Raw genomic sequence first — 24,899 nt, forward strand, 5'->3', positions numbered from 1 at the left:
CACCCGCTACGACAAACTGGCTCTCACCTACCGCTCAGCAGCCGTTCTGCACGCCGTCGTCATCTGGAGCACCGCATTAGGAGACACACCCTAGGGAACATGAGCAGATTTGGGCTGAGCTTCCCGTACTTCCTGGTCGTGGAACCACGCGTAGCGCTGCGGCGCCTTCTTGCCGGGCCACGCGGTAACGCAGCATCCCTGTAATTTGGAACCCTGCTTGTTGTTGGGTACCGCGCCGCCGCTATCCTCACGTGCTCTTTTGACGCATATTCGAACAATTCATAAACCTCAGGCATTTCTGTGCCTTTTCACGCTTTTATCGTCCTCACTTTAGATGACGTTATTGCCATGCCCAATTTCCTTTCGAAAGGAGGTGGCCGCCATGGTCAAGAAGATGCCCAGGGCCCTGAGCCGTCTGCGCAGGCCTCTCCGGGCCGACCGCCGCGCATTCAACGGGGAGTTGCTGGATCAACAACGCGACGATGTGTTTGTTCTGATGCATCAGCAGATATCCGGCCTGAAGTGAGCCGGCGTGCATGCGGTCCATCGCGGGGCCGGCGTGCATTACGCTCCCGGTAAGCTCGGAGAATGCAGGAGACGAAGCACCCGGGGCGCCCACAGCGTGCCCGCCTGGTTGTTCCCAGCCGCAGTGACCTGCTGCTGAAGAACTTCACGGAACTGATTGGCGGGCCGATGGGCGCCCGGTCGGCGCCCGGCGTGGTCTCCCCCGGGGTGTTCACGGTTGAACGGGTGCTGATCATCCTGACAGTCCTGGCAGCGTTGGCGAGCCTCGCCATCAAGAGCTACTGCCGGACCAACGGCTGGCAGACCCCCGGTCAGTTCTACTCCACCTGCTATTCCGACTTCCCCGAGTTCTTCCGGGACCGTGGCCTGAGCGAGGATCCGTTCACGTTCCTTAGCCAGGGGAGCCTCTTTGAATACCCGGTCGTGATGGGCCTCATCGTTGGCGCTACGGCCTGGCTCATCCCGGGCGACGGCGTCACGGATGCCCGGATCCTGGGGTATTTTGACGTCAATGCCACGCTGATCACAGCCGTCTGGATCGTCACCGTCCTGGCCACAGCCCGGATGACCCAGCGGCGCCCCTGGGACGCGGCCATGGTGGCACTCGCCCCTGGCATCGTCCTGGCCGGAACCATTAACTGGGATCTGTGGGCGGTTGGGCTGCTGGCCGTTGGCATGCTGTGTTTTGCGCGCGGGCGGCTGGTACTGGCCGGACTCCTGTTCGGCCTTGCCGCAGCCACCAAGCCCTACACCGCCCTGATTCTCGCCGCCATCTTCCTCCTGTCCGTCCGTACGGGCCGGATGAGGGCATTCCTGATCACCGCCGGCGCGGCCGCCGCGGCGTGGCTCGCTGTCAACGCCCCTGCCGCGTTGGCCAATCCGACCGGGTGGGGGTACTTCTTCGGGTCCACGCAGTCCCGGGAAGCCGGCTACGGTTCGGTGTGGTTTGCCTACAACCTGGTGGCCCGGCGGCTCCGCTGGCAGGTCCTTGATCCGGCGGTCATCAACGTGCTGGCACTGGCCACCTTCCTGCTGGCGTGCGCCGCCGTGGCCTGTGTGGCGTGGACAGCCGCCAGGCGGCCGCGCCTGGCCCAACTGGCCTTCCTGCTGGTCGCCGCCCTTATTCTGACCAACAAGGTCTACTCTCCCCAGTTTGTGCTGTGGCTGATTCCGCTCCTGGCACTGGCCAGGCCGCGTTGGCGGGATTTCCTGGTCTGGCAGGGCATTGAAGGGCTCTATTGGGCTGCCGTCTGGATGTACTTGGGGCAGGTGACGAGCGAGGGTCCCACGCAGCACAATATTGATATGCCTTACTACGTCCTGGCAGTTTCCCTGCATATGCTTGTAACGGCATATTTGATGGTTCGGGTTGCGTGGGACATCTATGACCCCAACTACGACCCCGTGCGCCGGCACCACCTCGACGACCCCCACGGCGGACCCTTTGACGGGTTGCCTGACTGGTTGCGTTTCAGGCCCTTCCGACCCGCCCAGGCCGTCCTCCCATGGCGGGCGAAACACAATGCCTGATGTCGCCGTCGTCGGATCCGGGCCCAACGGACTGGCCGCCGCTGTGGTCATGGCCCGGGCCGGACTCTCTGTGGAAGTCCACGAAGCAGCTGCAACCATCGGCGGCGGCACACGGACCTCCGAACTGATGCAGCCGGGGCACCTCCATGACATCTGCTCGGCCGTGCATCCGATGGCGCTGGCCTCACCTTTCTTCCGTGCCTTCGAACTGCAACGCCGCATAGACCTGGTGGTCCCGGAGCTTTCGTTCGGATCACCGCTTGACGGTGGCCGGGCTGCCCTCGGCTATCACTCGCTCGAGCGGACTGTCCAGGCGCTTGGCCGGGACGGTGCAGCTTACAGCAGGCTCCTCGGGCCGCTTGTCAGCCGCATCGAGGGGGTTATGGACCTGACGCAGCACCAGTTGCTTCGGATCCCCCGCGATCCTTTGGCGGCCGCGCTCTTCGGGCTGCGGACTTTCGAACAGGGATCCCGGCTGTGGAATACCCGGTTCCGCGAGCCACTTGCGCCAGCCCTGCTCAGCGGTGTGGCGGCCCATGCGGTGTCGCACCTGCCTTCGCTGGCGGCCGCAGGGGCCGGCCTGATGCTTACCGCGCTGGCCCATGCCCAGGGCTGGCCGGTCCCCCTGGGTGGTTCGGCGGCCATCGCAGCGGCGTTGGCCGCCGACATCCGGGGCCACGACGGAGTGATCCGCACCGGGGAGCCGGTTGAAAGTCTTCGGCAGCTTGGCGGTGCACGGGCAACGTTGCTGGACGTTGCACCCCGTGGACTGCTGCACATCGCCGGAGCCCAGTTGCCTGGGAAGTACCGGAGGTCCCTGGAGTCATACCGCTACGGAAACGGTTCCTGCAAGGTGGATTACATCCTGTCCGGTCCGGTGCCGTGGGCTGCCTCTGACCTGGCGGATGCCGGGACTGTGCATGTGGGCGGAACACGGGACGAACTGGCCCGGGCCGAGAATGAGGTGGCCGCAGGGAAACACCCTGAGCGGCCTTACGTCCTCGTGACCCAGCCATCGCGTTTCGACAGCGCCCGGGCTCCAGCCGGACGGCACATCCTGTGGGCCTACTGCCATGTCCCCGCCGGATCAACACGGGACATGGGAGAGGCTGTGACTGCACAGCTGGAGCGGTTCGCGCCAGGGTTCCGCGATGTGGTGGTGCAGACCCACGTGACCACGGCGGCGGAATTGGCCAGCTATAACCGCAACTATGTTGGCGGCGACTTCAGCGCGGGCATCATGGACGTGCGCGGCCTCATCCAGCGGCCGGTTGTTTCCCCCGTTCCGTGGCGGACGCCGGTCCCCGGCGTGTACCTCTGTTCGTCCTCTACTCCGCCTGGCCCCGGGGTGACGGGGATGCCCGGCTTCTTCGCAGCGAAACATGCTTTGAAGGACATATTCGGTCTGAAAGTTCCGGCGCTTGGAATACCTTGAGGATCCCGCACCGTAGACCTGCGGCCCGCACGCCGGAGTCTGGGGTTGCCGCGGTGTTGGATAATAGCGCCGTGGGGAACTCAAAGAAACTGTCACTTGCCATAGCTGGTCTCATCCTCGGCGCCTCCCTGGTGGCCTGCGACGACAGCCGAGGGGGTGCCGAAAGTGCCGCCAAACAGTTTGCGGCAGCGGTGGCCGCCCTCGACGTCGGCTCAGTTGCCTTTGACGGCAAAGACCCCGCCGTGGCCAAGCAACAGGTCCTGGACGTTTTCAAAGCCCTCGACCCGGACAAGCCCTCAGTGGAAACCGGAGACCTCTCCCTGGAGGGCAATACCGCCACCGTTCCCCTCAACTACACCTGGAAGATCGGCGGCTCGGATGAGTGGAAGTACACGGTCTCCGCCGAGTTCAACAAGTCCGGCGACAAATGGCTGACGGTCTGGAACCCGGCCTCGCTGGTTCCGGAACTCGCCGACAACGAGATTCTGACCAAAGGCACGCAGTCGCCGCAGCGGGCCGACATCCTGGGCGCCGGCGACGCGAAGCTGGTCACCTACCGGCCCGTTGTGAAGGTGGGAATCGACAAACCTCGCCTGGGGACCGCCGACGCCGCCGCGTCGGCCACCAAGCTGGCTGAACTGGTGGGTGTGGATGCCGCCGCCTATGCCCAGCAGGTTTCGGCGTCCGGTTCCGAGGCCTTTATCCCGGCCATTACCCTCCGCGAAGAGGGCAGGACCGTCACTGATGAACAGATCAACGCCATCCCGGGTGCCCGCGCCATCGCGGAAAGCCAGCCGCTGGCGCCGAGCCGCTCTTTCGCCCGGGCAGTCCTCGGTTCCGTCGGTGCGGCCAGCTCTGAGCAGATCGAAGCCTCGGCCGGTGCGCTGAGCGCCGGGGACGTAACGGGCATCGGCGGCCTGCAGCAACAGTACGACGCCCAGCTCCGCGGCACCGACGCCGTGGTGATCCGTGCGCACCGGGCCGACCTCACCCGGGAACAGATCAACGCCGCTGGCGCGGATCCGCGCCGCGTGGTCTTCGAGAAGGCCCCCACACCCGGCACGCCGCTGAAGACAACCCTTGATCCGAACCTCCAGACCCTGGCGGAGAGCACGCTGGCCGGCGTGGGTCCGGCCTCGGCCATCGTGGCTCTCAGGCCCTCCACTGGCGCTGTGCTCGCAGCCGCCTCGGGACCCGGAAGTAACGGCTACAACACCGCCATGCTGGGCCAGTACGCCCCGGGATCAATCTTCAAGATGGTTGATTCGCTGGCGATGTTCCGCAACGGCCAGACCCCCGATTCGAAGGTGGAGTGCACACCCACCCTTGAGGTGGATGGCCGGACCTTCAAGAACTCGGAAGGCTACCCCGAGTCTTCCCTCGGGTCGATTGCCCTTCGCGATGCGTTCGCCCACTCCTGCAACACTGCGTTTATCGCGGCGCGGGACACCGTCACCCAGGCCCAGCTTGAGGCGGCTGCCGTCGCCATGGGGGTAGCAGTGGCGGCCCCCTCGCTGGGTGCCACGGCATTCCTCGGCTCCGTCCCCGGCGAGGCTGCCGGCACCGAACACGCGGCGTCGATGATCGGCCAGGGCAAGGTGCTGTTGTCCCCTTTGGCGGCGGCCATTATGGCCGGTTCCGTGGCAAAGGGCTCCCCGGTCTCACCGCAGCTGGTCCTGAACCCCGCCGCCGGAGCCACGGGAGGGACGCCCGGCGAGCCGACCGCTGACGCCGCGTCCCCGTCGTCGAGCGTTACACCGAAGGCGCCGTCCCAGGCGTCCGATAAACCGATCACGGCAGTGGAAGCCGCGGCCCTGTCCGACATGATGCGGGCGGTGGTCACGTCCGGCCACGCCGGTTTCCTGGCCAGCGTGCCGGGGGCACCCGTGCGCGCCAAGACCGGAACGGCGGAGTTCGGCAAGGAGACGCCGCCTAAGACGCACGCCTGGATTGTGGCCGTGCACGGTGATCTGGCGGTTGCCGTTTTTGTCGAGGACGGGGGCCTCGGTGCCACCACGTCCGGGCCGCTGCTCAAGCAGTTCCTGACCGCCGCCGGCTAACCCCCCGCCCCAATCCCGGAGTTTTTGTCCAGATAATGCATCGAAAGGTGCCTTGAGGGGTGATTATCTGGACAAAAACTCCGGTGGGGCGGGCGTGGGAAGATTGTTGGCGTGGCCCACATAGACGTTTCCGGTATTGACTACTTCCTCTCCGACGGCACCCAGCTCCTCAACAGCGTGACGTTCAAGGTCCCGGACGGCACCAAAACCGCCCTGATCGGCCCGAACGGTACGGGCAAGACCACCCTGTTCCGGATCATTTCCGGTGACCTCGTGCCGGACGAAGGTGTTATTGGGCGATCCGGGAACATGGGCATCATGCGCCAGTTTGTGGGCCAGGTCCGGGACGAATCCACCGTCCGCGACCTGCTGGTATCCGCCGCACCGCCGGCGCTGGCCGCCGCTGCCCGCGAGGTGGACGAGGCTGAGCTCGCCATGCTGGAGCACGACGACGAACCCTCCCAGATGCGGTACGCCCAGTCCATCGCGGATTGGGGAGACGCCGGCGGCTACGACGTGGAGACCGTCTGGGACGAAGTCTGCATGGCCGCGCTGGGATTGCCGTTTGACCGCGCACAGCACCGCCCGGCGTCCAGCCTTTCCGGCGGCGAGCAGAAGCGCCTGGTCCTCGAAGCACTTTTCGCCGGGCCCGACGAACTCCTGCTCCTGGACGAACCGGACAACTACCTCGATGTGCCCGGAAAACGCTGGCTTGAGGAGAAGCTGAACGAGTCCAAAAAGACGGTCTTCTTCATCAGCCACGACCGCGAGCTGCTCAACAACGCAGCCGGACGCATCGTCACCCTCGAACCGGGCATCAACGGCGCCGGCGCCTGGGTGCACGGCGGCGGCTTCGGCTCCTACGTGGACGCCCGTGCAGACCGGAACGCCCGCTTCGAGGAGCTGCGCAAACGCTGGGACGAGGAGCACGTGAAGCTCAAGGAACTCGTCAACATGTACAAGAACAAGGCGGCCTTCCGGTCCGACATGGCCAACCGGTACCACGCTGCCCAGACGCGGCTCGCGAAATTCCTGGAGGTGGGGCCGCCCGAGGCACTCCCCATCGAGCAGAACGTGCAGATGCGGCTCAAGGGCGGACGGACCGCCAAACGCGCCATCGTGGCCGAGAAGCTGGAACTCACCGGACTGATGAAGCCGTTCTCCACCGAAATCTGGTTCGGCGACCGCGTGGGCGTGCTGGGGTCCAACGGCTCAGGAAAGAGCCACTTCCTGCGGCTGTTGGCCACCGGCGGGACGGACCCGGAGCGCGAGCACCTGCCCGTGTCCGACGTCGAAATCGCCGAAGTGCCGCACGAGGGCACGGTGAAACTCGGGGCGCGCATCCGCCCCGGTTTCTTCGCCCAGACCCACGTGCGGCCGGACCTCCTGGGGAAGACCCTGCTGGAAATCCTGCACCGCGGTGACGAGCACCGCTCCGGGCTGGGCCGCGAGGCTGCGGCCGGGGCACTGGACGGCTACGGCCTGGCCGCGCAGTCAGAGCAGAAGTATGAGTCCCTGTCCGGTGGGCAGCAGGCCCGGTTCCAGATTCTGCTGCTGCAGCTCTCCGGCGCCACGCTGCTGCTGCTAGACGAACCCACGGACAACCTGGACCTGCACTCGGCCGAGGCGCTCGAGAAGGCAATCGACCACTTCGAGGGCACCGTCCTGGCCGTGACGCACGACCGGTGGTTCGCCCGGACCTTCGACCGCTTCCTGGTGTTCGGTTCGGACGGCAAGGTCTACGAATCCGGCGGGCCAGTGTGGGACGAAAAGCGCGTCGAGCGCGCCCGCTAGCCAGGACGCCCTTTCACTTAATGCACGTTTTTGCCACCCCTCTCACCGGTGAGAGGGGTGGTGTTTTTTCTGCAGTAAGTGAGAGAGCGTTTGGGGTGGGCGCGGGCGCGACGGCCCGGGAAACCGGCTGACTGCCAGCGGTTGCTAGCATTCGAGCATGAAGACCGACATCGCCAGTACCTCTCCCGGCCCCTCCCTCCGGGCAGCGGCCGCCGCAACCTTTGTGGTCTTCGGCATCAACGGCTTTGTTTTTGCCAGCTGGGCAGCGCGGATCCCCGCGGTCACGGAGAAACTTCACCTGACCTCGGGACAGATGGGCACCCTGCTGCTGTGCACCGCCATCGGCTCGCTGTTGGCGCTTCCGACGGCGGGACTCGTGGTGGACAGGATCGGCACCGCCAACGCGGTGCGCGCCAGCGGACTGGTTGCGGCCCTGGCCGGCGTGGGAATTGCGCTCTCCTTGTCAGCGGAATCGATTCCCTCCGTCGCCATCTCCCTTTTCTTCTTCGGCATCGGCATCGGACTGTGGGACGTTTCGCAGAACATTGAAGGGGCCGACGTGGAGCACAAGCTGCGGCGGACCATCATGCCCCAGTTCCATGCTGCCTTCAGTGGCGGGGCCTTCGTTGGTGCACTGATCGGTGCAGGATTGTCGAACATCGGTGTCGGCCTCCCGGAGCACCTGTTGGTCATCGCCGGGGTTGTGATGGTGGTGGCACTGGTTGCGCCCCGCTATTTCCTCCCCCATGTGGCGGAGGCGGCTCCTGCCGACGGTGAACCCAAGGCCGTCAAGGGCTCATCAGCCTGGCGTGACAGCCGTACCCTGCTGATTGGCGTCGTCGTCCTGGGAGCGACTCTTACGGAGGGGGCCGGAAACGACTGGATCGCCAAGGCCACAGTTGACGGCCTGGGGACCTCACAATCCAGCGGGGCCCTGATGTTTGCTCTGTTTGTCCTGGCCATGACCGCCATGCGGTTCTTTGGCGGCCGGGTGATTGACGCCTACGGCCGCGTGGCGGTGCTTCGCACCAGCATGGCCGCAGCGGCTGCCGGCCTCGGCCTGTTTGTGCTGGCCGGGAACGTGTGGCTGGCCGGCATCGGCGCCGCACTGTGGGGCGTCGGCGCAGCCCTTGCCTTCCCGATGGGCATGTCCGCCGCAGCAGACCATCCCAAGCACGCGGCAGCCCGGGTTTCAGTTGTATCCACTTTGGGGTATGTTGCGTTCCTTGCCGGTCCGCCCCTGCTGGGCTATCTGGGCGACCTCACAGGAATCCACCTTGCCCTGCTCGCCATCCTCGCCCCGATTGTGGTGGCCCTGGTACTCGCCGGAGCCGCGAAGCCGTTGATTTCCGGGCCCCCGCTCGCCGCCGATCAGCCGCTGGATTCGAAGTAAGTGCCTTGAAGAACGGCCCGGTCCAGGAAGGCAGGCCGACGCGGGATTAGGGTAGGGGAATGCACACCAAGTGGCGAAAAGGACCCGGGTGGATTAGCCGCCTTGACCGGCATCTGGTCCGGAGGGTTTCGTTGTTCCCCGGCGGAACCCATGACACATTCTTCCGCCGGCTCTCAGCGTCCGCCAACCACGGCAAGCTCTGGATAGGGGCGGCCGCGGTGGTGGCACTGTTCCCCGGCAGGCCCCGCCGGGCTGCCCTCCACGGGCTGATCGCCCAGGCCGTGGCGTCCGGTGCGACCAACGCAGGGTTCAAGACGTTGTTGCCGCGCACCCGTCCCCTGCCGGAGCACCTGCCGGTGTTCCGGTTTGTCCACCCGCAGCCCACCAGCTCCTCCATGCCGTCCGGACATTCGGCGTCCGCCATCGCCTTCGCACTGGGCGCCGGACTGGTCAAGCCGGCCCTCGGCGCAGCACTGGCACCAGCGGCGGTTGGTGTTGCGTATTCACGTGTCCACACCGGGGCGCACTGGCCCTCGGACGTGTTGTTCGGGTCCGCCATCGGCGCAGGTGCTGCCTTGCTTACCACCCAATGGTGGCCGGTCCGTCCTCCATTTCCAGAGGTCACGCGCACCGCAACGGATGCCCCTGAGCTGCCGGGAGGTGCCGGCCTCACCATCGTGGTAAACACCCTGGGCGGTTCCTTCACTGATGAAACCGCTGCAGCCCTCCAAGAAGTATTCCCGCATGCGCATATAAAGTCGGTTGCGCCGACCGAAAGTCTGGCGGAAGTCATCCAGGGCGCAGCAACTTACGAAGGCACCCGGGCGCTCGGCGTGTGGGGCGGCGACGGGACCGTGGGCACTGCGGCCGCGGCCGCCGTCGAACATTCCCTTCCCTTCCTGGTTCTGCCGGGGGGCACCCTGAACCACTTCGCCCGCGATACCGGAACGGGGAGCCTCAAGGAGGCGGTCGCGGCCGCAACCAAGGGCGAGGCGGCGCGTGCCGACGTGGGCATCATGACCGTGGAACGCGGGCTGGCAGGAAACCCGGAGACGGCCGAACTCATCATGGTCAACACGGCCAGCGTGGGGCTGTATCCCAACCTGGTCCGGCGCCGGGAACAGCTTCAGCCAGCCTTGGGAAAACCGCTGGCCGGAGTGGTGGCCATGTTCCGAACCTTCGCCGTGGGAACCCCCACCCACCTGACCGTGGATGGCGTGCGGCACAAAGTCTGGATCGCCTACGTCGGGCGCGGGCGCTACTACCCGCGGGACCACGCGCCGCTGTTCCGGCCGGTGCTGGACGACGGTGTGCTGGATGTCCGCATGATCACCGCTGACGAATCGTCCGCCAGACTGCGGCTCTTGTGGTCGGTGCTGACCGGAACGGTGGCGACGTCACGGATTACCCACCTGAGGGAAGCCACGGAGGTCCACATTGAATCGGAAGGTTCCCCGATGGCACTGGCCGTGGACGGCGAAGCGCTGGCCGGCGTGCGCAGCGTCCGGCTCCGGGTGGAGCCGCGTGCCCTGACGTACTACTCGCCCCGCCCGTGAGCCGGCGCTAATCCCCTGATCATCCATGCGGATTACCCTGATTGGACCCTGAATCATCCCTGAGACAGGCGAAATCCCGGATGGCCGTCGGTAGCGTGAAGCGTACACACCCACACGTCCCAGCATCCCGCAGCCATCCGGCTGCTGTTCGAAGGAACACTCCATGATTGAGGCATCAGGCCTGAGTAAGGCCTACGGAAGCAAGATGGCCGTTGACGGCATCAGCTTCACCGTCAACGCGGGGCAGGTGACGGGCTTCCTGGGCCCGAACGGCGCCGGCAAATCCACCACCATGCGAATGATCATGGGACTGGACCGGCCGACGTCGGGCACGGTCACCGTAAACGGCCTGCCGTACGCCGAGCACAAGGCCCCCCTGCACGAGGTGGGAGCGCTGCTGGACGCCAAGGCGGTCCACACCAGCCGCAGTGCCTACAACCACCTGCGGGCCATGGCTGCCACGCACAACATTCCCACGGCCCGGGTCTGCGAAGTCATCGAAATGACCGGCCTGGAAACCGTAGCCAAAAAGAAGGCCGGCGGGTTCTCGCTGGGCATGGGACAGCGCCTCGGCATTGCGGCCGCGCTCCTTGGCGATCCGCAGACCCTGATTCTCGATGAACCGGTCAACGGCCTTGATCCCGAGGGCGTTCTCTGGGTCCGCAACCTGGTCCGCTACCTCGCCACCCAGGGGAAAACGATCTTCCTGTCCTCACACCTGATGAGTGAAATGGCCCAGACAGCAGACCACCTGATCGTGATCGGACGCGGCAAGATCATTGCCGACGCCCCCGTCCAGGAAATCATTGCCGGCAGCCGCCAGGTCCGGACCCTCGTGCGCACGTCGGCGGCCACCCAACTGTCCGCCCTGCTGGCCGGCAACGGAGTGACGGTGGACCAGAACGAGCAGGAAAGCCTGGAGGTGACCGGCCTGGATTCGCGCCAGATCGCCCAAGTGGCCCTGGACAACGGCGTCCTGGTCTACGAGCTCACCCCGCAGTTGTCGTCTCTGGAAGACGCCTACTTCGACCTCACCAAGGACGAAGTGGAATACCACTCGCACCTGACCGGTGGACCAGCGGGCGCGCCCGCCCCGGAAACCGCCCCGGCAACGGCAGGAAAGTAAAGAGGATGACCGCCATGACTGATACCCAGACTTCCCGGGTCCGTTCCACCGCCGGCACCAAGGGCGTGACGTTCACCGGGGTGCTGCGCTCCGAGTGGATCAAGCTGTGGTCCCTGATGTCCACCCGGATCCTGCTGCTCCTGACTCTCGTGGCGATCGTCGGCGTCGGGGCCCTTGCCGTCCTGATCCGGTTCTCGTTTTTGGACTCCATGGCCCGGCAGGCGCGGGACCAGGGCCAGACGCTGACGCCGGAAATGATGGCGGAGTCGTTCCCGCCGGGATCGGGCTTTGACCTGTACAACCTGCCCAACGCCGGCCTCCAGATCGGTATCTTGGTGCTGGGATCCCTGGCTGTCCTGTTCATTTCCTCGGAATACGCCACGGGCATGATCCGCTCCACCATGAACGCGGTCCCGCGCCGCACCCCGGCTTTCGGGGCCAAGGCGATCATTCTCGCTGCGATCTCCTACGTGATCACCACCATCGCCGCCGTTGCCACGTTCCTGATCGCCATGCCGGTGTTCCAGGGGCTGGGCTTCGACCTGGACTGGGCCACGGACGGTGTGTTGTACAGCGTCTTCACGGGCGGCCTATACGTTGCGGGGGTGGCCCTGATCGGACTGTCGCTGGGCGCACTGCTAAGAAGCTCCGCCGGCGGCATCACGGTGCTGGTGGGCCTGTTCTTCGTCCTGTCCATCGCAGCCAGCTTCCTGACGCTGATCCCCGGTGAGTTCTGGAAGTACGTGCCCCAGTACATCCCCAGCGACGCCGGCGGACGGTTCCTGTCCATCGGCCACACCGACGGCGTCCTCGACCCCTGGCAGGGCGGGCTGGTTTTCCTGGGCTACGTGCTGCTGTTCCTGGTTCCGGCGATGATCGTGATCAAGAAACGCGACGTCTGACCTGAAGCTAGGCTCACAGCATGACTGAAGCGGTAGTGGTGAAGGACGCGTCGGCCGGATTGGCCCACTCGTCCTTTGCCGAAATCACGGCCAAGCGCCGCGGCGTGCTCCGGCGGTACCTCTACCAGCATCCGCGTGTCATGGATGCGGTGGTTGCCGCCAGTTACGCACTCCTGGTTGCCCCCACCATGGTGGATGCCATCCTGCAGGGCGCCTGGCTGGCGGCGGCGCTCCTTCTCGCAGTGGCAGGAGCACTGTTGTTCCGGCGCTCCTATCCGGTGGCGCTGGCAGCGTTCGCAGCAGTGATGGAAGTGGCGGTCACACTGCTCCACCCGTGGGGCTCCAACGTTTCGGCGGGGCTGTGGTTCTCGCTCTATGCCGTGGCGGTGGTGCACTCCCGCCGGTTCGCCCTGGTGTCCATGGCCGCGGCAACCGCCCCTCTGGCCTTGCTGTACCTCCTGGCCGCCGTGGGTCCCATGGAGAATTCCTTCGTCCACGACGCCGCCAGCCATCCCGGCGACTTCCACCTCCTGACAAGCATCGCCGCCGGCGCCACCATCGCCTTGTCCAACGTCATCGCCACGGGAATGGGAATCTCGGTGCGGCAGCGGCGCGAACATGAACAGGAAGTCGCGGCCTGGGTGGCGCGGACTGCCAGCCTGGCGTCCGTCAACGAACGGAACCGGATCGCCCGCGAAATGCACGACGTCGTGGCGCACTCCCTGACGGTCATGGTCAGCCTCTCCGATGGTGCCGCCGTCGTGGTCCGGAAAAGTCCCGACCGCGCCGGCGAGGTGCTGGGAGAACTTTCGCGGACCGGCCGGACCGCGCTGGCTGACATGCGGCGCGTCCTGGGGGTACTCCGGGACGACGCCGGAACGGCGCCGCGGCAGCCACTCGCGTCCGGCGACAGCCTGGCCAACCTCCTGGCAGGCTTCCGCACCGCAGGCCTGCCCGTGTACTGCTCACACACCGGGCCTGCGCTGCCGGACGACGCCGCGTTCCAGCTGACGGTCTACCGGATTGTGCAGGAGTCACTGACCAACGTGCTCCGCTACGGCAGGTCACTTGGGCGGGTGGAGGTCAGCATTGTGCGGGACAGTTCCACCGTGACCATTGAAGTGCTCGACGACGGCGCCGGGGCCGCAGGACCGGGCACCCCCGACGGCGGCGGGCCGGGTTCGGGGAATACGGGCCCGGGAAGCACCGGCTCGGGCCAGGGGCTCGCGGGTATGGCGGAACGGGCCGGCATCTACGCGGGCACCGTGGAGGCGGGACGGCGCGGCCGCGGCTGGCGCGTGCGGGCCGTCCTGAACTGGCCGGCCGACGACCTTCCGGATCCTGACCCCATTCCCCAACTGCAAGGCAGAGTATGACTGAGACGCAACCGATCACCGTCCTGCTGGTGGATGACCAGCCGCTGTTGAGAATGGGGTTCCGCCTCATCCTCGAGGGCGAGGATGACCTCAGCATTGTGGGGGAAGCGTCCGACGGCGCCGAAGCCGTCCGGCAGGTGCGCGAACTCAAACCGGACGTGGTGCTGATGGACGTCCGGATGCCCGTGCTGGACGGCATCGAGGCAACCCGCGCCATCACTGGCTCCGGCGCCGAGGCCCGGGTCATCATCCTCACCACCTTCGATGTGGACGAATACGCGTTCGCCGGCCTCCAGGCAGGGGCGTCTGCGTTCCTGCTCAAGGACGTGGCTCCGGCGGAACTGATCCACGCCGTCCGCGTGGTGGCCAGCGGCGATGCCGTAGTGGCGCCGCGCGTCACCCAGCGGCTCCTGGAAACCTACGTCCGCGGTGCCGCCCGGCCCTTGGCCGCCGCAACACCGCGGGATCCGCTGCTGGAAGACCTGACGCCGCGTGAAACCGAGATGCTCGAAGCGATGGCCGAGGGGCTGTCCAACGCCGAAATCGCGCACCGGTATTTCCTCTCCGAAGCCACCGTCAAGACCCACGTCCGCCGGATCCTCACCAAACTCCACCTCCGCGACCGCGTGCAGGCCGTGGTCTATGCGTACGAAACCGGCCTGGTGGTTCCCAGCAACCCTGATTACTGACGCTGGCGCGGCGTTAGACTCGGAACCATGCCTTCACCTGCCGCCGCCACAGACCACATTCAGGACCTTGGCGCTTACGTCAGCGCCTCGCCGTCGAGCTTTCACGCCGTCAACGAGGCCGCACGCAGGCTGAATGAGGCAGGGTTCACGGGCCTGGACGAGCGTAAGCCGTGGACCGGCGGGGCGGGCTCCTTCTACCTGATCCGCGACGGTGCCCTCATCGCGTGGGTAGTGCCCGAGGGCGCCGGGCCCACCACCGGGTTCAACATCCTGGGCGCGCACACGGATTCGCCGTCCTTCAAGCTCAAACCTAAGCCCACCACGGGCGCGTTCGGGTGGCTGCAGGCAGGGGTGGAAGTCTACGGCGGCCCGCTCCTGAATTCCTGGCTGGACCGTGAGTTGCAGCTGGCAGGCCGGCTGGTCATGCTGGACGGCACCCAGCACCTCACAGCCACGGGCCCGCTGCTCCGCTTCCCGCAGCTCGCCATTCACCTGGACCGGGCGGTGAACGACGGCCTGACCCTGGATAAGCAGCGGCACATGAACCCTGTGTGGGGCCTGGGGAATCCATCCGATTTTGACCTGCTTGGTGTTTTGGCGGCCAATGTTCCCGGCGGCGTCTCCGTGGACGCGGCAGAGATCGGCGGGTACGACGTCGTCATAGCGGACACGCAGGCACCTGCGGTTTTCGGGGCGAACAGTGAGTTCTTCGCGTCCGGGCGGCTGGACAACCTTTCGGCGACGCATGCGGGGCTGGCGGCGCTGATCGCGCACGCTGCTGCTGCGGGGCCCGGCGCTGGAGCCAGTGCGCCCATCGCCGTCCTGGCGGCTTTCGACCACGAGGAAATCGGTTCCAATTCCCGCTCCGGGGCCTGCGGACCCATCCTGGAGGATGTGCTGGTGCGGATCTCCGACGGCCTCGGCGCCACGGTGAGCCAGCGGCGTCAGGCGCTGGCGGCGTCGTTCTGTGTGTCCGCTGACGCAGGGCACGCCGTGCACCCCAACTACCCCGAACGGCACGATCCGGCCAATCACCCAGTACTCAACGGCGGCCCGCTGCTGAAGATCAATGCCAACCAGCGCTACGCCACCGACGCTGCCGGTGCGGCGCTGTGGGCCCGGCTATGCGGGGAGGCGGGGGTGCCTTACCAGGAATTTGTGTCCAACAACGTGATGCCCTGCGGCTCCACCATCGGGCCGCTGACCGCCACGCGCTTGGGGATCCGGACCGTTGACGTGGGGGTTCCTCTGCTGTCAATGCACTCCGCGCGCGAACTCTGCGGCGTGGAGGACCCACACCGGCTGGCCACGGTGACCGAGCTGTTCTTCCGGACCGCTGTGTAGGGCTCCGCCAAATCAGTCACCCTCGCAAGTGAATTTCGTGGCCACCGGCGAGCTTTGTGCGGGTACCCGCATAGCCCTCCATCCGTACGTATGCAGCATCGCGCGAGCTGTGAGCACGTACATTCTGCTGCGCTCCTTCCGTCGGGCACTCGTGACTTGTGACGCTTTCGCGAGGTCCTCCTGCAGCGTCACGAGGCCTTTCCCGTTATCCGAGGGCTGCTCAGTCGTGCCCGCATAAGGCCGGTTCCGCAGTTTCCGCAGGTTCCACAACGTCCCAGCGATATCCCGCACCGGTGTCCATTCCCGCGGGTAATTGCGCTCTCACAGTGCCTAGCTTGAAGTCAGTACAACGCCCCGGCAGCACTTTCGAGCTCAGGACTACGGTGAAGATGGCTACTTTCATTTCAGGACATGCACTGTGACCGCGCCCCTGCGCTTAGCCCCTGAACCGATGCGGGTTGGACGTCAACCACGAAAAATGACCATCAGTCCGATGGTCGGCCGGTTGTCCCGGTTCGCCGCCGTCGGCGCCTTCGGCACAGCCCTGAACCTGGCCATCATGGCGGTGATGCTCGGGCTGGGGACGCACTATCTGGTGGCCGCGATCGTGGCCACCGAGCTGACCATCCTGAGCAACTTCCTCATGCAGGAGCGGCTGGTGTTCCGCGACATGCGTGAGGGCCGCACGTTCCGGCAGCGCATCCTCGCGAGCTTCGGCTTCAACAACATCGAGACGCTCGTCCGGATGCCGGTGCTCGTGCTCCTGGTGGACCTGCTGCTCATTCCCGGCCTCGTCGCCCAGGCTGCGACCCTCGCGGTCGCATTCCTAATCCGCTTCGCCTTCACGTCCCGGGTCATCTACCGGGTTCGTCCCGTCGCGAGCCGTCAGGTGCTAGTGGCCTCACTTCAAGAGGAGCAGCAGTCATGACTCCCACCTTCGATGCGACCCCTGCTCTGTCGGTTTCCGAGCCGCAGCAGCAGCCCCAGACCGAGCAGGAGCGGCCCAAGGTGGGCTACCGCTACTGCTCCGAAGCTCGGAAAGGAGGTCCGTCGTGCAACTGAGCAACGACCTCAGCCAGAGCCCGCTCGCGCAGGCGGTCGATATGCCCCCGCCGCCTGCGCGAGTGATTGCGATCATCCCTGCCCACAACGAAGAGATCGGAATCGCACAGACGATCGATAGCCTGCGCCGCCAGACCCAGGCCCCCGACCACATCCTCGTCGCGGCAGACAACTGCACCGACGGTACTGTGGAAATCGCCACGGCTATGGGCGTGGAGGTCCTGGAGACCCGGGACAACAACGCAAGGAAGGCCGGCGCGCTCAACCAGGGGCTCGCCATAGTCCTCCCCTCCCTCCAGCCCCATGACGTCGTGCTGATGATGGATGCAGACAGCCGTTTGAACCACGACTTCGTGGCTGCTGGGATGGCGTACTTTGAGCGCTGGCCGCTGCGGGGCGGGATCAGTGGCTCCTATGTCGCCGCCGACCACCCGTCGCGCGTGGCCCTCCTCCAGAAGATCGAGTACACCCAAGGACTTCGCACGGTGCATCGGCGTGCAGGGCGCATCCATGTGTTGTCGGGCGCGGCCACCATGTTCACAGTCGAAGCGCTACGCAAGGTGGCCGAGATGCGAGGCAGCAGTGTCATCCCGGGAGTGAAGGGACTGGTATACGACGAGTCCTCACTCACGGAGGACTACGAGCTGACCGTGGCACTGAAGCGTGTGGGCTACGACCCCCGGTGTGCCATCGACTGCATTGTCTTCACCGATGTGATGCCGACATGGCACGACTGGATGGTCCAGCGACTGCGCTGGCAGCGGGGGACGCTGGAGACCCTGTTCACCTACGGATTCGTGGAGCACACCCGTAAGGCCTGGGCCGTGCAGATGTGGACATACTTTCGCACCATCATCCCGCTCCTGATGCTGGTGATCTGGGTCTATGCCTTGGCCTTCGAGGGGGTGGCATTCTACCCGTTATGGCTGCTGCTCATCCCGGTGTTTATGCTCGACCAACTGGTCGCCACCTGGAACGCCGGCTGGAGGGCGCGGATCTACGCCACCCTCATCATCCCGCTGTGGATCTACGAGGCTTATCAGTCAGTCGCGTACTGGAGGGCGCTTCGGCTTGCGTTGCGTGGCGGAGAGAAGGAGTGGCTGACCTAATGAACACTTTCCTGGGCCTCTTGGAGGAGGTCACGCACGACGGTTTCATGGCCGGGGCCGCCGGACTAACGGCTCTCACGCTGGTGATCCTCGGCATAGCCGTCCGCCGCATCCTGCCCAAGCACAAGCATGACACCACCCTGCCCCCGAGGAGGGAGCTCACATGACCGACACCCTCACTCGCCCGGTCGACTCGTACCGTCGGCCAGCCTGGAACGAGGCCGTCAGCCAGGCACTGCCGCCCAAGCTGCAGTTCAAGAGCACGCCGCGCTGGGTGGCCCGCGTCCCACTCATGACGCTGCTGGTGCTGCTGGCTGTACTCAGCTTGCGGCTGTCCAACACGGCCTTCATCGATGAGGCGCTCTACATCAACGCAGGACACGACTACCTCACGCACTGGCTGACGGGCGACGGTGTCGAGGCATATGGGGATTCGTTCTCCGGCGTGCCGTTCATTTACCCCGTGCTCGCTGCCGTGCTGGAAACCCTCGGAGGGCTCCTGCTGGTCAGGGGATTCAGCCTGCTCTGCGTGTTGGCGGCGACAATCTTCGTCTACCGCGCACTGGCGGACCTGGGGTACCGCCGTGAAGGCATGCTCGCTGCTGCCTTCTTCGCACTGACCGGCCCAGTCGTCTTTGCCGGTGCCCTGGCAACCTTCGACGCTCTGGTCATTGCCCTGCTGGCAGCCGCACTCTGGACAGGCGTTCAGAAGGGTTGGACGTCAGCAATGGCCACAGGTGTGATCCTTGGTCTGGTCCCCATCATGAAGTACACGGGTGCGATCTTCATCCCGGTGGTACTGGGCGTGGTTTTCCTGACCTCGCCGCGTTGGCGTGCATTGCCTGCCGGCGTCATCGCCACGGCGATCCCTTGGGCTGCCTGGCTCGCCTGGTCAGATCAGATCGCAGCAGGCATCGCGTTCACAACCACCCATCGAACCGCGCTCAGCCCGTACAGCATGGACGACCTAGCGGCATGGATGGTGCTCGACATCGGCATCCTCATCCTCATCGCGGTGGGCGGAGGACTGCTGCTTGCCCGGCGAGGGCCGGGTCACGCACTACTGGGACTGGGCCTGCTCGGCGGTGGCATGGCGCTGCCCGCCGCGCAGTTGATCCTTGGTGAGGCCGTCTCCTTCGACAAGCACATGGCGTACTCCGCACTGTTCCTTGCTCCCCTGGCTGGATACGCGCTGGCGCAGCTGTCCAGACGCACCTGGAAGCTGCTCCCGGTGGCGGTGCTACTTCTGACAGCCCTGCTATTCGGGGTTTCCCGCTCGGAGGCCATGTACAGTTCCTGGGTCAGCGTCCAGCCCGTCCTGCAGGTGATCGAGGACAACCCCAGGCCGGGCATCTACATCTCCTCGGCGACGGACTCCCTGAAGTACCACCTGCGAGACCACCCCGAGATCACCTGGGAGACGACCTTCTCCCTCTATCCCCAAGGGAACGATCTCATCAGGGTGGCCGTCGAGGATCAGCGGTTCCAGTCCGTCATCCTTCGCTCTGCCGGCACTGGGGCGCCCGACCAGGACGCCGGACAGGCGGTGTTGCTCCAGGCTCTGCGGGACAACCCGAACTATGAGCTAACCGCAACGATGCCCGCCCGCGAGCACTCCGAGACCGACTTTTGGCTCGTCTTCACAAAGAAAGAAGCATGATGAATAACCTTCGAAAGGGCGCCGCCAAGTTCGCAGCCGCATTGAGCCTGGCGGTCTTGATCGCTCCGTCGGCGCTGATCACCTCGGCACACGCGGCCCCGTGCCCCTGGGTCGAGGTGGGCCCGACTATATGCGTGGATGTACAGCTGATCTCTCCCAAGAACGGGGATGTGCTCACTGGAGACGTAGCCCTGGAATCCACGGCCCGCCAACTCCAAGCTGACCGGGGCAACGTCGTAAAGGTTGAGTGGTGGCTGTACCACCCAAGCTTTCTGCAGCAGAACCCGAACAACCACGAGGGCAAGGTCCTCATGACCGAGACCGTCGCACCGTCAAGCGGAACTCGCCTCGACGGCACTTGGCGCGGCACGTGGACTGTCCCTGCCGACCGCAGGGTAACCACCCGCGACGGCGACTACGAACATCCCGGAATCAGGACCTACACGCTGCCGACCACCGGCACCTACAAAATCGAGTCGCATGTGCTGGACGAGGAGTGGACTCGCACGGCCGGTGGGCCTGCCGGCCGCACGCCGCCGATCACGGTGACGGTCCCGGGTGGGATTACTGACCCACCGCCGCCCCCGCCGCCGGTTAACGATTCGACGGCCACCATCAACGGCCAGTCCCGGCCGATCGACGGGACCGACATCTACCGCGCGGCGGGCTTCTTGGTCCGCTATACCAAGACCGCCAGCCAGACCGAGTCTCCTGCCAACATGTGGGGTGCCGAGGCGGCCGTCGTCGCGGGCAAAGTCACGGCCTTCAACGATCGACAGAGCACTGGCGCGGCGGGTCTGGTGATCCCGGAGGGCGGCTTCGTGTTGTCGGGCCACGGTGCATCGCGGGACTGGCTCATTGCCAACGCACAGGTGGGTGCCACGGTGACGTCCCCGGCGTCCGGCGGCACCGCCCCGCCGCCCCCGCCGCCGCCCTCTGCGTGCACCGCCTTCACCGGCGAGTACTTCGACAACATCGAATTGAGCGGGGCTCCCGCCCTGACTCGATGCGACGCCGAGATCAACTTCTTCTGGCCTGGAACTACCGGAGCCGGACCAGGGCTCGATGGAACCAACGACTCGGCCCGGTGGACCCGCACGGTCGACCTGCCCGCCGGTGAACAGACCTTTACGATCACCGGTGACGACGGCGTGCGCGTAAAGCTGGACGGCACAATCATCATTGACGGTTGGAAGGACCAGGCTCCGTCAACCTACATGACCACACGAACGGTGGCTGCCGGGGCTCACACCGTTGTCGTGGAGCATTACGAGCGATACGGCGATGCCACCGTACGGTTCGCCATGGCAGCCGGGACAGCCACGCCGCTCGCGACCACCGGCTTTGCGGCCACGGGGCGTTGGACCACGCCGTCGAGCATGCCAGGACGGGCGATGCACGCCACCCTGCTGCGCGACGGTCGCATCCTGCTGATCGCGGGTTCGGGCAACGACTGGGAGGGCCAGTTCCTTCCGGGAACGTTCCAGACGCACGTCTGGGATCCGACTGCCAATACCTTCACAAGCGTCCCCACACCGGAGGACATGTTCTGCTCCGGGCATGTGACCCTCCCGGACGGGAAGATCCTCGTGCAAGGCGGCACGACCGCCTACGCGGGAACCCCGGGAAGCGTGTCGTACAAGGGCCTGAAGTCGTCCTACGTGTTCGACCCGGCCACCAATGCTTACACCAAGACGAACGACGCGATCGAGGGCCACTGGTACCCCACCCTCACCAAACTGGAGACCGGAGACGTCTGGATGGCTGGCGGCTACGACGAGAACGGTGGCGGCTCCACCGCGACAGAGCTGTTCAACTTCGCCCAGAGCCGCTGGCTCGCGCGCAACGAAGTTCCTCAGACTAACCGCTACCTGGGCACCTACCCGCACATGTTCCTCATGGCGGACGGCCGGATGCTTTACACCGGAGGCCACACCTTCGGTGACGCGCAGCCCGGGACCGGGTCCTTTATCTACGACTGGCGCCAGGCGCTGATAGGCGACATCCCCGGCCTGCGCGTGCCGCAGCTCCGTGACCAGGCTGGCTCTGTGCTCCTGCCGCCGGCCCAGAACCAGAAGTTCATGATCGCCGGCGGTGGCAGCACGGACTTCGGCGGCGCGACCAACACGGTGGACATCGTGGACATGAATCAGGCCAACCCGGCATGGACACCCGGCCCCAACCTGCCGGGGAGCGAGGGCCGCATGTACCTCAACCTCACCAACCTGCCCGACCGCAGCGTCCTGGCAAGCCACGGGGCCACGGGTAACCGGACCGGTGATGTTCTGCGTGCTGCGATCTACTCGCCTGCCAGCAACACCTGGGCGGAAGTGGCCGCAGACCCGGTCGGCAGGAACTACCACGCCTCGACGCTGCTGCTGCCTGACGGTCGCGTCGTCGCCATCGGATCCAACCCGGCCGACAACTCCTACGAGAAGCGGTTGAGCGTCTACGAGCCGCCGTATCTGTTCAAGGGCGACCGCCCGACGATCACGGCAGCCCCGGCCGAGGCGACCTACGGGCAGGCATTCGCCCTTGGCACCGCGGGCAACGTCATGAGCGCCTCACTCACGAGCCCGGGGTCGGCCACGCACCAGACGGACACCAACGCCCGTTTGGTGGACCTGCCCCTTTCGGGCGGGGCTGCTAAGACCGCCACCATCCCCGCCAACCGGGCACTCTTGCCGCCTGGCCCGTACATGCTCACAGTCCTGGACGACATGGGAGTCCCTTCGGTGGCTCGCTGGATCAACATCCGATGAGAGGAAGAAGACGATGACCAAGCAGCATCACATGAGCAAAAGGCGCAGGACTGCGGCCGGCGCTACGCTCGGCGTCGTAGCACTCCTCGTCGCATGGTCGACTACGGCTGGCGGCATGCTGGCAACAGCTGCGCCCCCGTCCGGCAGTGATGGGGTGGTCAGCGAGCCCGTCGCCAAACCGCATGCCATCGTCGAGCCCGAAGCTCGGGCCGTGAACGACGGCAAGCAAGGCCAGGCTGCAGGCGTGAAGATGCGTCCGGCGCCGCAGGTCGACGTCGAGAAGCTGAAGGGCACCGGGAATGGGGGCTGCGTCGCTGGCTATGGCAAACCCGGGCAGTGCTTGCCCGCCTTTCCGCCCAGCCACGCTGCCCACGGCATGGACATGCCCTGGACCTGCGAGGAGATGCGCACTATCTTCGTGGACGGCATCACGGTTGAGCGTGGCAAGGACACGCTGAAGCTGGACACCAACAATGATGGCGTAGCCTGTGGGGAGAGTGATGCAGCATGACTCGGACCCGTCGCAGGGCGGCCGTTGCAGCAGCGTCAGCTGCAGCCGCCGTCGTCCTCACCGGAGCGATCCATACGGTGGTCCAGTTTCACTCAGCCCCGCCGTCTGCTGCCACGAACGCTACCACTCAGAGCGTTCCGGCCGAGGAGCGCCCCCTTAAGAACAACTGCTCGGGTGGCTATGTCACTTTTACCTTCGATGATGGCCCGTTCACGAACACCGAGAAGGTGCTCGATGCGCTCGATGGATTCGGCATCGATGCCGTCTTCTTCTGGAACGGCCACAAGGTTAAGGGTCGTGAGCGCGTAGTGGCTCGCGCCCTCGCTGAGGGCCATGTCATAGGCAACCACACTTGGGACCACGGCAACATGACCACCGGGGACCTGCCCGATGGCACCAACGTGACCTGGGGGCCCAGCTGGGTGCGTAGCCAGCTCGAGCGAACAAACGAGGTCCTGATGGCTGCGGGTGCTCCTCGGCCGACCCTATACCGGCCCCCCTACGGGGCGATCAACAAGCAAGCGGACGGAATAGCCCAGGAACTCGGCCTGCGTCTCGTGATGCCTTGGGGATCCCAGGAGGAGGACAACATCGTGGACACCCACGACAACGAGGGTGCGAGCGTCAAGGAGATCGTCGATGTCACAATCCGGGGGATGCGGAACGGCTCAATCATCACCATGCACGACGGCCTGGGACAGGCGACGCTCAACTCCATCTACTCGCTTCAGGCCATCGTGGACGCGATGAACGAAAAGGGCCTGTGCGCCACCACAGAGGTACGCAAGGATGCTACGGGCCGCGTCTTGGAGGCGTATGGCTGAAGAGAACTTGGCGTCCGTCTGAGCCGCTACGAAGAGCCGTCTCCTGTCGCCGGGCTGCCCAGAAAGGTGGCTGCCGTCTACTGGACGCGCTGGAACTCTGCCATCCGGCTTACGCAGGTCCCGCAGTCATTCAACGTTCTCTACCTGTTCGCCGCTGGTCGATCCGGCGACCTGGGGGGCATCGGCTGGGGCATGAACGATATTGCCGCCGACATCAAGACTGTGCGCGCCAGGGGTCAGCGCGTTGTACTCTCAACGGGCGGCGCGGGCCAAGGGATCAACTTCTCCTCGCGGACTGTGAGCCAGCGCTTCGTGGACAGCGTCGTGCGCATCAACGCCGAGCTCGGCGGCACCCTGGCCAGCCCCATGATCGACGGGGTGGACTTCAACACGTTCGAGGCCGAGGCCACTCCTGAAACCGCCGAGTATCTGTGGATGTTCGCAGAGCTGAAGCGCCAGTTCGGCCAGGAGTTCGGCATCACGTCCCCACCTGCGCCGTGGAAAGACCAGGACAAGGCGATGATCCGCGAGGCCCTGTCCACCGGCCTCATGACCTACGCCGGGCCGCAGATGTATGACGGCCCGGGGCTGGCCGATCCTGCGTATATCATCAAGACCACGCGGGACTGGGTGCAAAACGTGGCCGGAGGGGATGCGAGCAAGATCGTGGTGGGCTTCGGCATGGAGGACATGGCGAACTTTTCCTCCATCGAGCAGATCCTCACTGCCTGGCGGGCCATCGAGAAGGAGTTTCCCGGGATCCGAGGGGCGTTCTTGTGGCAGCATAAGACCGACTTTGACAGGGGATGGGCCTTCGCCATGCAGGTTGCCCCTCTCATCCTGGACAAACCCATTCCGGAGCAGCCGATGCCCTGGACACAACCGTATACGCCGACTCAGCCTCCCGGCCCCATGGTCAGAATCGGCTCGGCCTCCTGCCCGCTTGCAGGTATCGACATCGCTCGCGAGCGGAATGCCTTGGTGGCGTACACGGATGAGGCGGCAACCACGACCACCAACCCGTACGGCTGCGAGGTGACCGTGACGGGCGGCAAGGTCATCCAGATCAACGACCGCCAGGTTGGCGAGTCCGTGACCGGAACACCCATCCTCAGGGGCGGCTTCGTGCTCTCGGGGCATGGCGAGGCTCGCACTTGGCTTTTGGCCAACGCCAAAATCGGTGCGGCGGTCGAGGTCGTCACGGTGTCGCCCCGACCTGGTCTCCCCACCCGCTCTTGATG

At 65.6% G+C, this 24,899-nt stretch carries 21 protein-coding genes; all 21 read left to right on the forward strand.

What is annotated here, in order from left to right; translation table 11 throughout:
- The first annotated feature begins 382 nt into the window (after positions 1–382).
- The gene (locus tag ABIB45_RS16355; RefSeq protein WP_354216904.1) at positions 383–526 is read left to right on the forward strand and encodes a hypothetical protein; all 144 of its coding nucleotides are present in this window, start codon (positions 383–385) and stop codon (positions 524–526) included.
- Positions 527–588: 62 nt separating this feature from the next.
- Positions 589–2,055: a glycosyltransferase family 87 protein gene (locus ABIB45_RS16360; protein ID WP_354216905.1), complete on the forward strand. Its 1,467-nt coding sequence runs from the start codon at positions 589–591 to the stop codon at positions 2,053–2,055.
- Complete coding sequence (locus ABIB45_RS16365; RefSeq protein WP_354216906.1) at positions 2,048–3,490, forward strand: phytoene desaturase family protein; 1,443 nt, start codon at positions 2,048–2,050, stop codon at positions 3,488–3,490. Before ABIB45_RS16360 ends, ABIB45_RS16365 begins: the two co-directional genes overlap by 8 nt.
- Positions 3,491–3,561: 71 nt before the next feature.
- Positions 3,562–5,550, forward strand: a complete 1,989-nt coding sequence (locus ABIB45_RS16370) for a penicillin-binding transpeptidase domain-containing protein (protein WP_354216907.1) — start codon at positions 3,562–3,564, stop codon at positions 5,548–5,550.
- A gap of 111 nt (positions 5,551–5,661) precedes the next feature.
- Positions 5,662–7,344 (forward strand): ABC-F family ATP-binding cassette domain-containing protein, encoded by a 1,683-nt coding sequence (locus ABIB45_RS16375; RefSeq protein ID WP_354216908.1) that lies wholly within the window; start codon positions 5,662–5,664, stop codon positions 7,342–7,344.
- A 157-nt stretch (positions 7,345–7,501) separates the two neighbouring features.
- Entirely contained in the window at positions 7,502–8,737 is a 1,236-nt protein-coding gene (locus ABIB45_RS16380) for an MFS transporter (RefSeq protein ID WP_354216909.1), read from the forward strand.
- A 59-nt stretch (positions 8,738–8,796) separates the two neighbouring features.
- On the forward strand, positions 8,797–10,293 hold the full coding sequence (locus ABIB45_RS16385) for a bifunctional phosphatase PAP2/diacylglycerol kinase family protein (RefSeq protein WP_354216910.1): 1,497 nt from the start codon (positions 8,797–8,799) through the stop codon (positions 10,291–10,293).
- 163 nt (positions 10,294–10,456) lie between these two features.
- Positions 10,457–11,419 (forward strand): ABC transporter ATP-binding protein, encoded by a 963-nt coding sequence (locus tag ABIB45_RS16390; RefSeq protein ID WP_354216911.1) that lies wholly within the window; start codon positions 10,457–10,459, stop codon positions 11,417–11,419.
- 14 nt (positions 11,420–11,433) lie between these two features.
- The gene (locus ABIB45_RS16395) at positions 11,434–12,321 is read left to right on the forward strand and encodes an ABC-2 transporter permease family protein (RefSeq protein ID WP_354216912.1); all 888 of its coding nucleotides are present in this window, start codon (positions 11,434–11,436) and stop codon (positions 12,319–12,321) included.
- Between the two features lie 20 nt (positions 12,322–12,341).
- Positions 12,342–13,697 (forward strand): sensor histidine kinase, encoded by a 1,356-nt coding sequence (locus ABIB45_RS16400; protein WP_354216913.1) that lies wholly within the window; start codon positions 12,342–12,344, stop codon positions 13,695–13,697.
- The gene (locus ABIB45_RS16405; protein WP_354216914.1) at positions 13,694–14,386 is read left to right on the forward strand and encodes a response regulator; all 693 of its coding nucleotides are present in this window, start codon (positions 13,694–13,696) and stop codon (positions 14,384–14,386) included. Before ABIB45_RS16400 ends, ABIB45_RS16405 begins: the two co-directional genes overlap by 4 nt.
- Positions 14,387–14,413: 27 nt before the next feature.
- Complete coding sequence (locus tag ABIB45_RS16410; RefSeq protein WP_354216915.1) at positions 14,414–15,730, forward strand: M18 family aminopeptidase; 1,317 nt, start codon at positions 14,414–14,416, stop codon at positions 15,728–15,730.
- Between the two features lie 478 nt (positions 15,731–16,208).
- Entirely contained in the window at positions 16,209–16,658 is a 450-nt protein-coding gene (locus tag ABIB45_RS16415) for a GtrA family protein (protein WP_354216916.1), read from the forward strand.
- Positions 16,655–16,792, forward strand: a complete 138-nt coding sequence (locus tag ABIB45_RS16420; RefSeq protein ID WP_354216917.1) for a hypothetical protein — start codon at positions 16,655–16,657, stop codon at positions 16,790–16,792. Before ABIB45_RS16415 ends, ABIB45_RS16420 begins: the two co-directional genes overlap by 4 nt.
- A complete protein-coding gene (locus ABIB45_RS16425; protein ID WP_354216918.1) occupies positions 16,783–17,901 on the forward strand; it encodes a glycosyltransferase family 2 protein in 1,119 nt (372 codons plus the stop codon). The genes ABIB45_RS16420 and ABIB45_RS16425 overlap by 10 nt, the downstream gene beginning before the upstream one ends.
- On the forward strand, positions 17,901–18,068 hold the full coding sequence (locus ABIB45_RS16430) for a hypothetical protein (RefSeq protein ID WP_354216919.1): 168 nt from the start codon (positions 17,901–17,903) through the stop codon (positions 18,066–18,068). The genes ABIB45_RS16425 and ABIB45_RS16430 overlap by 1 nt, the downstream gene beginning before the upstream one ends.
- Positions 18,065–19,561 carry an ArnT family glycosyltransferase gene (locus ABIB45_RS16435; protein WP_354216920.1) on the forward strand — a complete coding sequence of 499 codons (1,497 nt, stop codon included), beginning with the start codon at positions 18,065–18,067 and terminating at the stop codon, positions 19,559–19,561. The genes ABIB45_RS16430 and ABIB45_RS16435 overlap by 4 nt, the downstream gene beginning before the upstream one ends.
- Positions 19,558–22,323, forward strand: a complete 2,766-nt coding sequence (locus ABIB45_RS16440) for a galactose oxidase-like domain-containing protein (protein WP_354216921.1) — start codon at positions 19,558–19,560, stop codon at positions 22,321–22,323. Before ABIB45_RS16435 ends, ABIB45_RS16440 begins: the two co-directional genes overlap by 4 nt.
- A 31-nt stretch (positions 22,324–22,354) precedes the next feature.
- Complete coding sequence (locus ABIB45_RS16445) at positions 22,355–22,834, forward strand: hypothetical protein (RefSeq protein ID WP_354216922.1); 480 nt, start codon at positions 22,355–22,357, stop codon at positions 22,832–22,834.
- On the forward strand, positions 22,831–23,658 hold the full coding sequence (locus tag ABIB45_RS16450) for a polysaccharide deacetylase family protein (RefSeq protein ID WP_354216923.1): 828 nt from the start codon (positions 22,831–22,833) through the stop codon (positions 23,656–23,658). The genes ABIB45_RS16445 and ABIB45_RS16450 overlap by 4 nt, the downstream gene beginning before the upstream one ends.
- Positions 23,659–23,724: 66 nt before the next feature.
- The gene (locus ABIB45_RS16455) at positions 23,725–24,897 is read left to right on the forward strand and encodes a glycoside hydrolase family 18 protein (RefSeq protein WP_354216924.1); all 1,173 of its coding nucleotides are present in this window, start codon (positions 23,725–23,727) and stop codon (positions 24,895–24,897) included.
- Positions 24,898–24,899 lie beyond the last annotated feature (2 nt).

This window comes from Arthrobacter sp. UYCo732 (assembly GCF_040547265.1).
GTDB lineage: Bacteria > Actinomycetota > Actinomycetes > Actinomycetales > Micrococcaceae > Arthrobacter.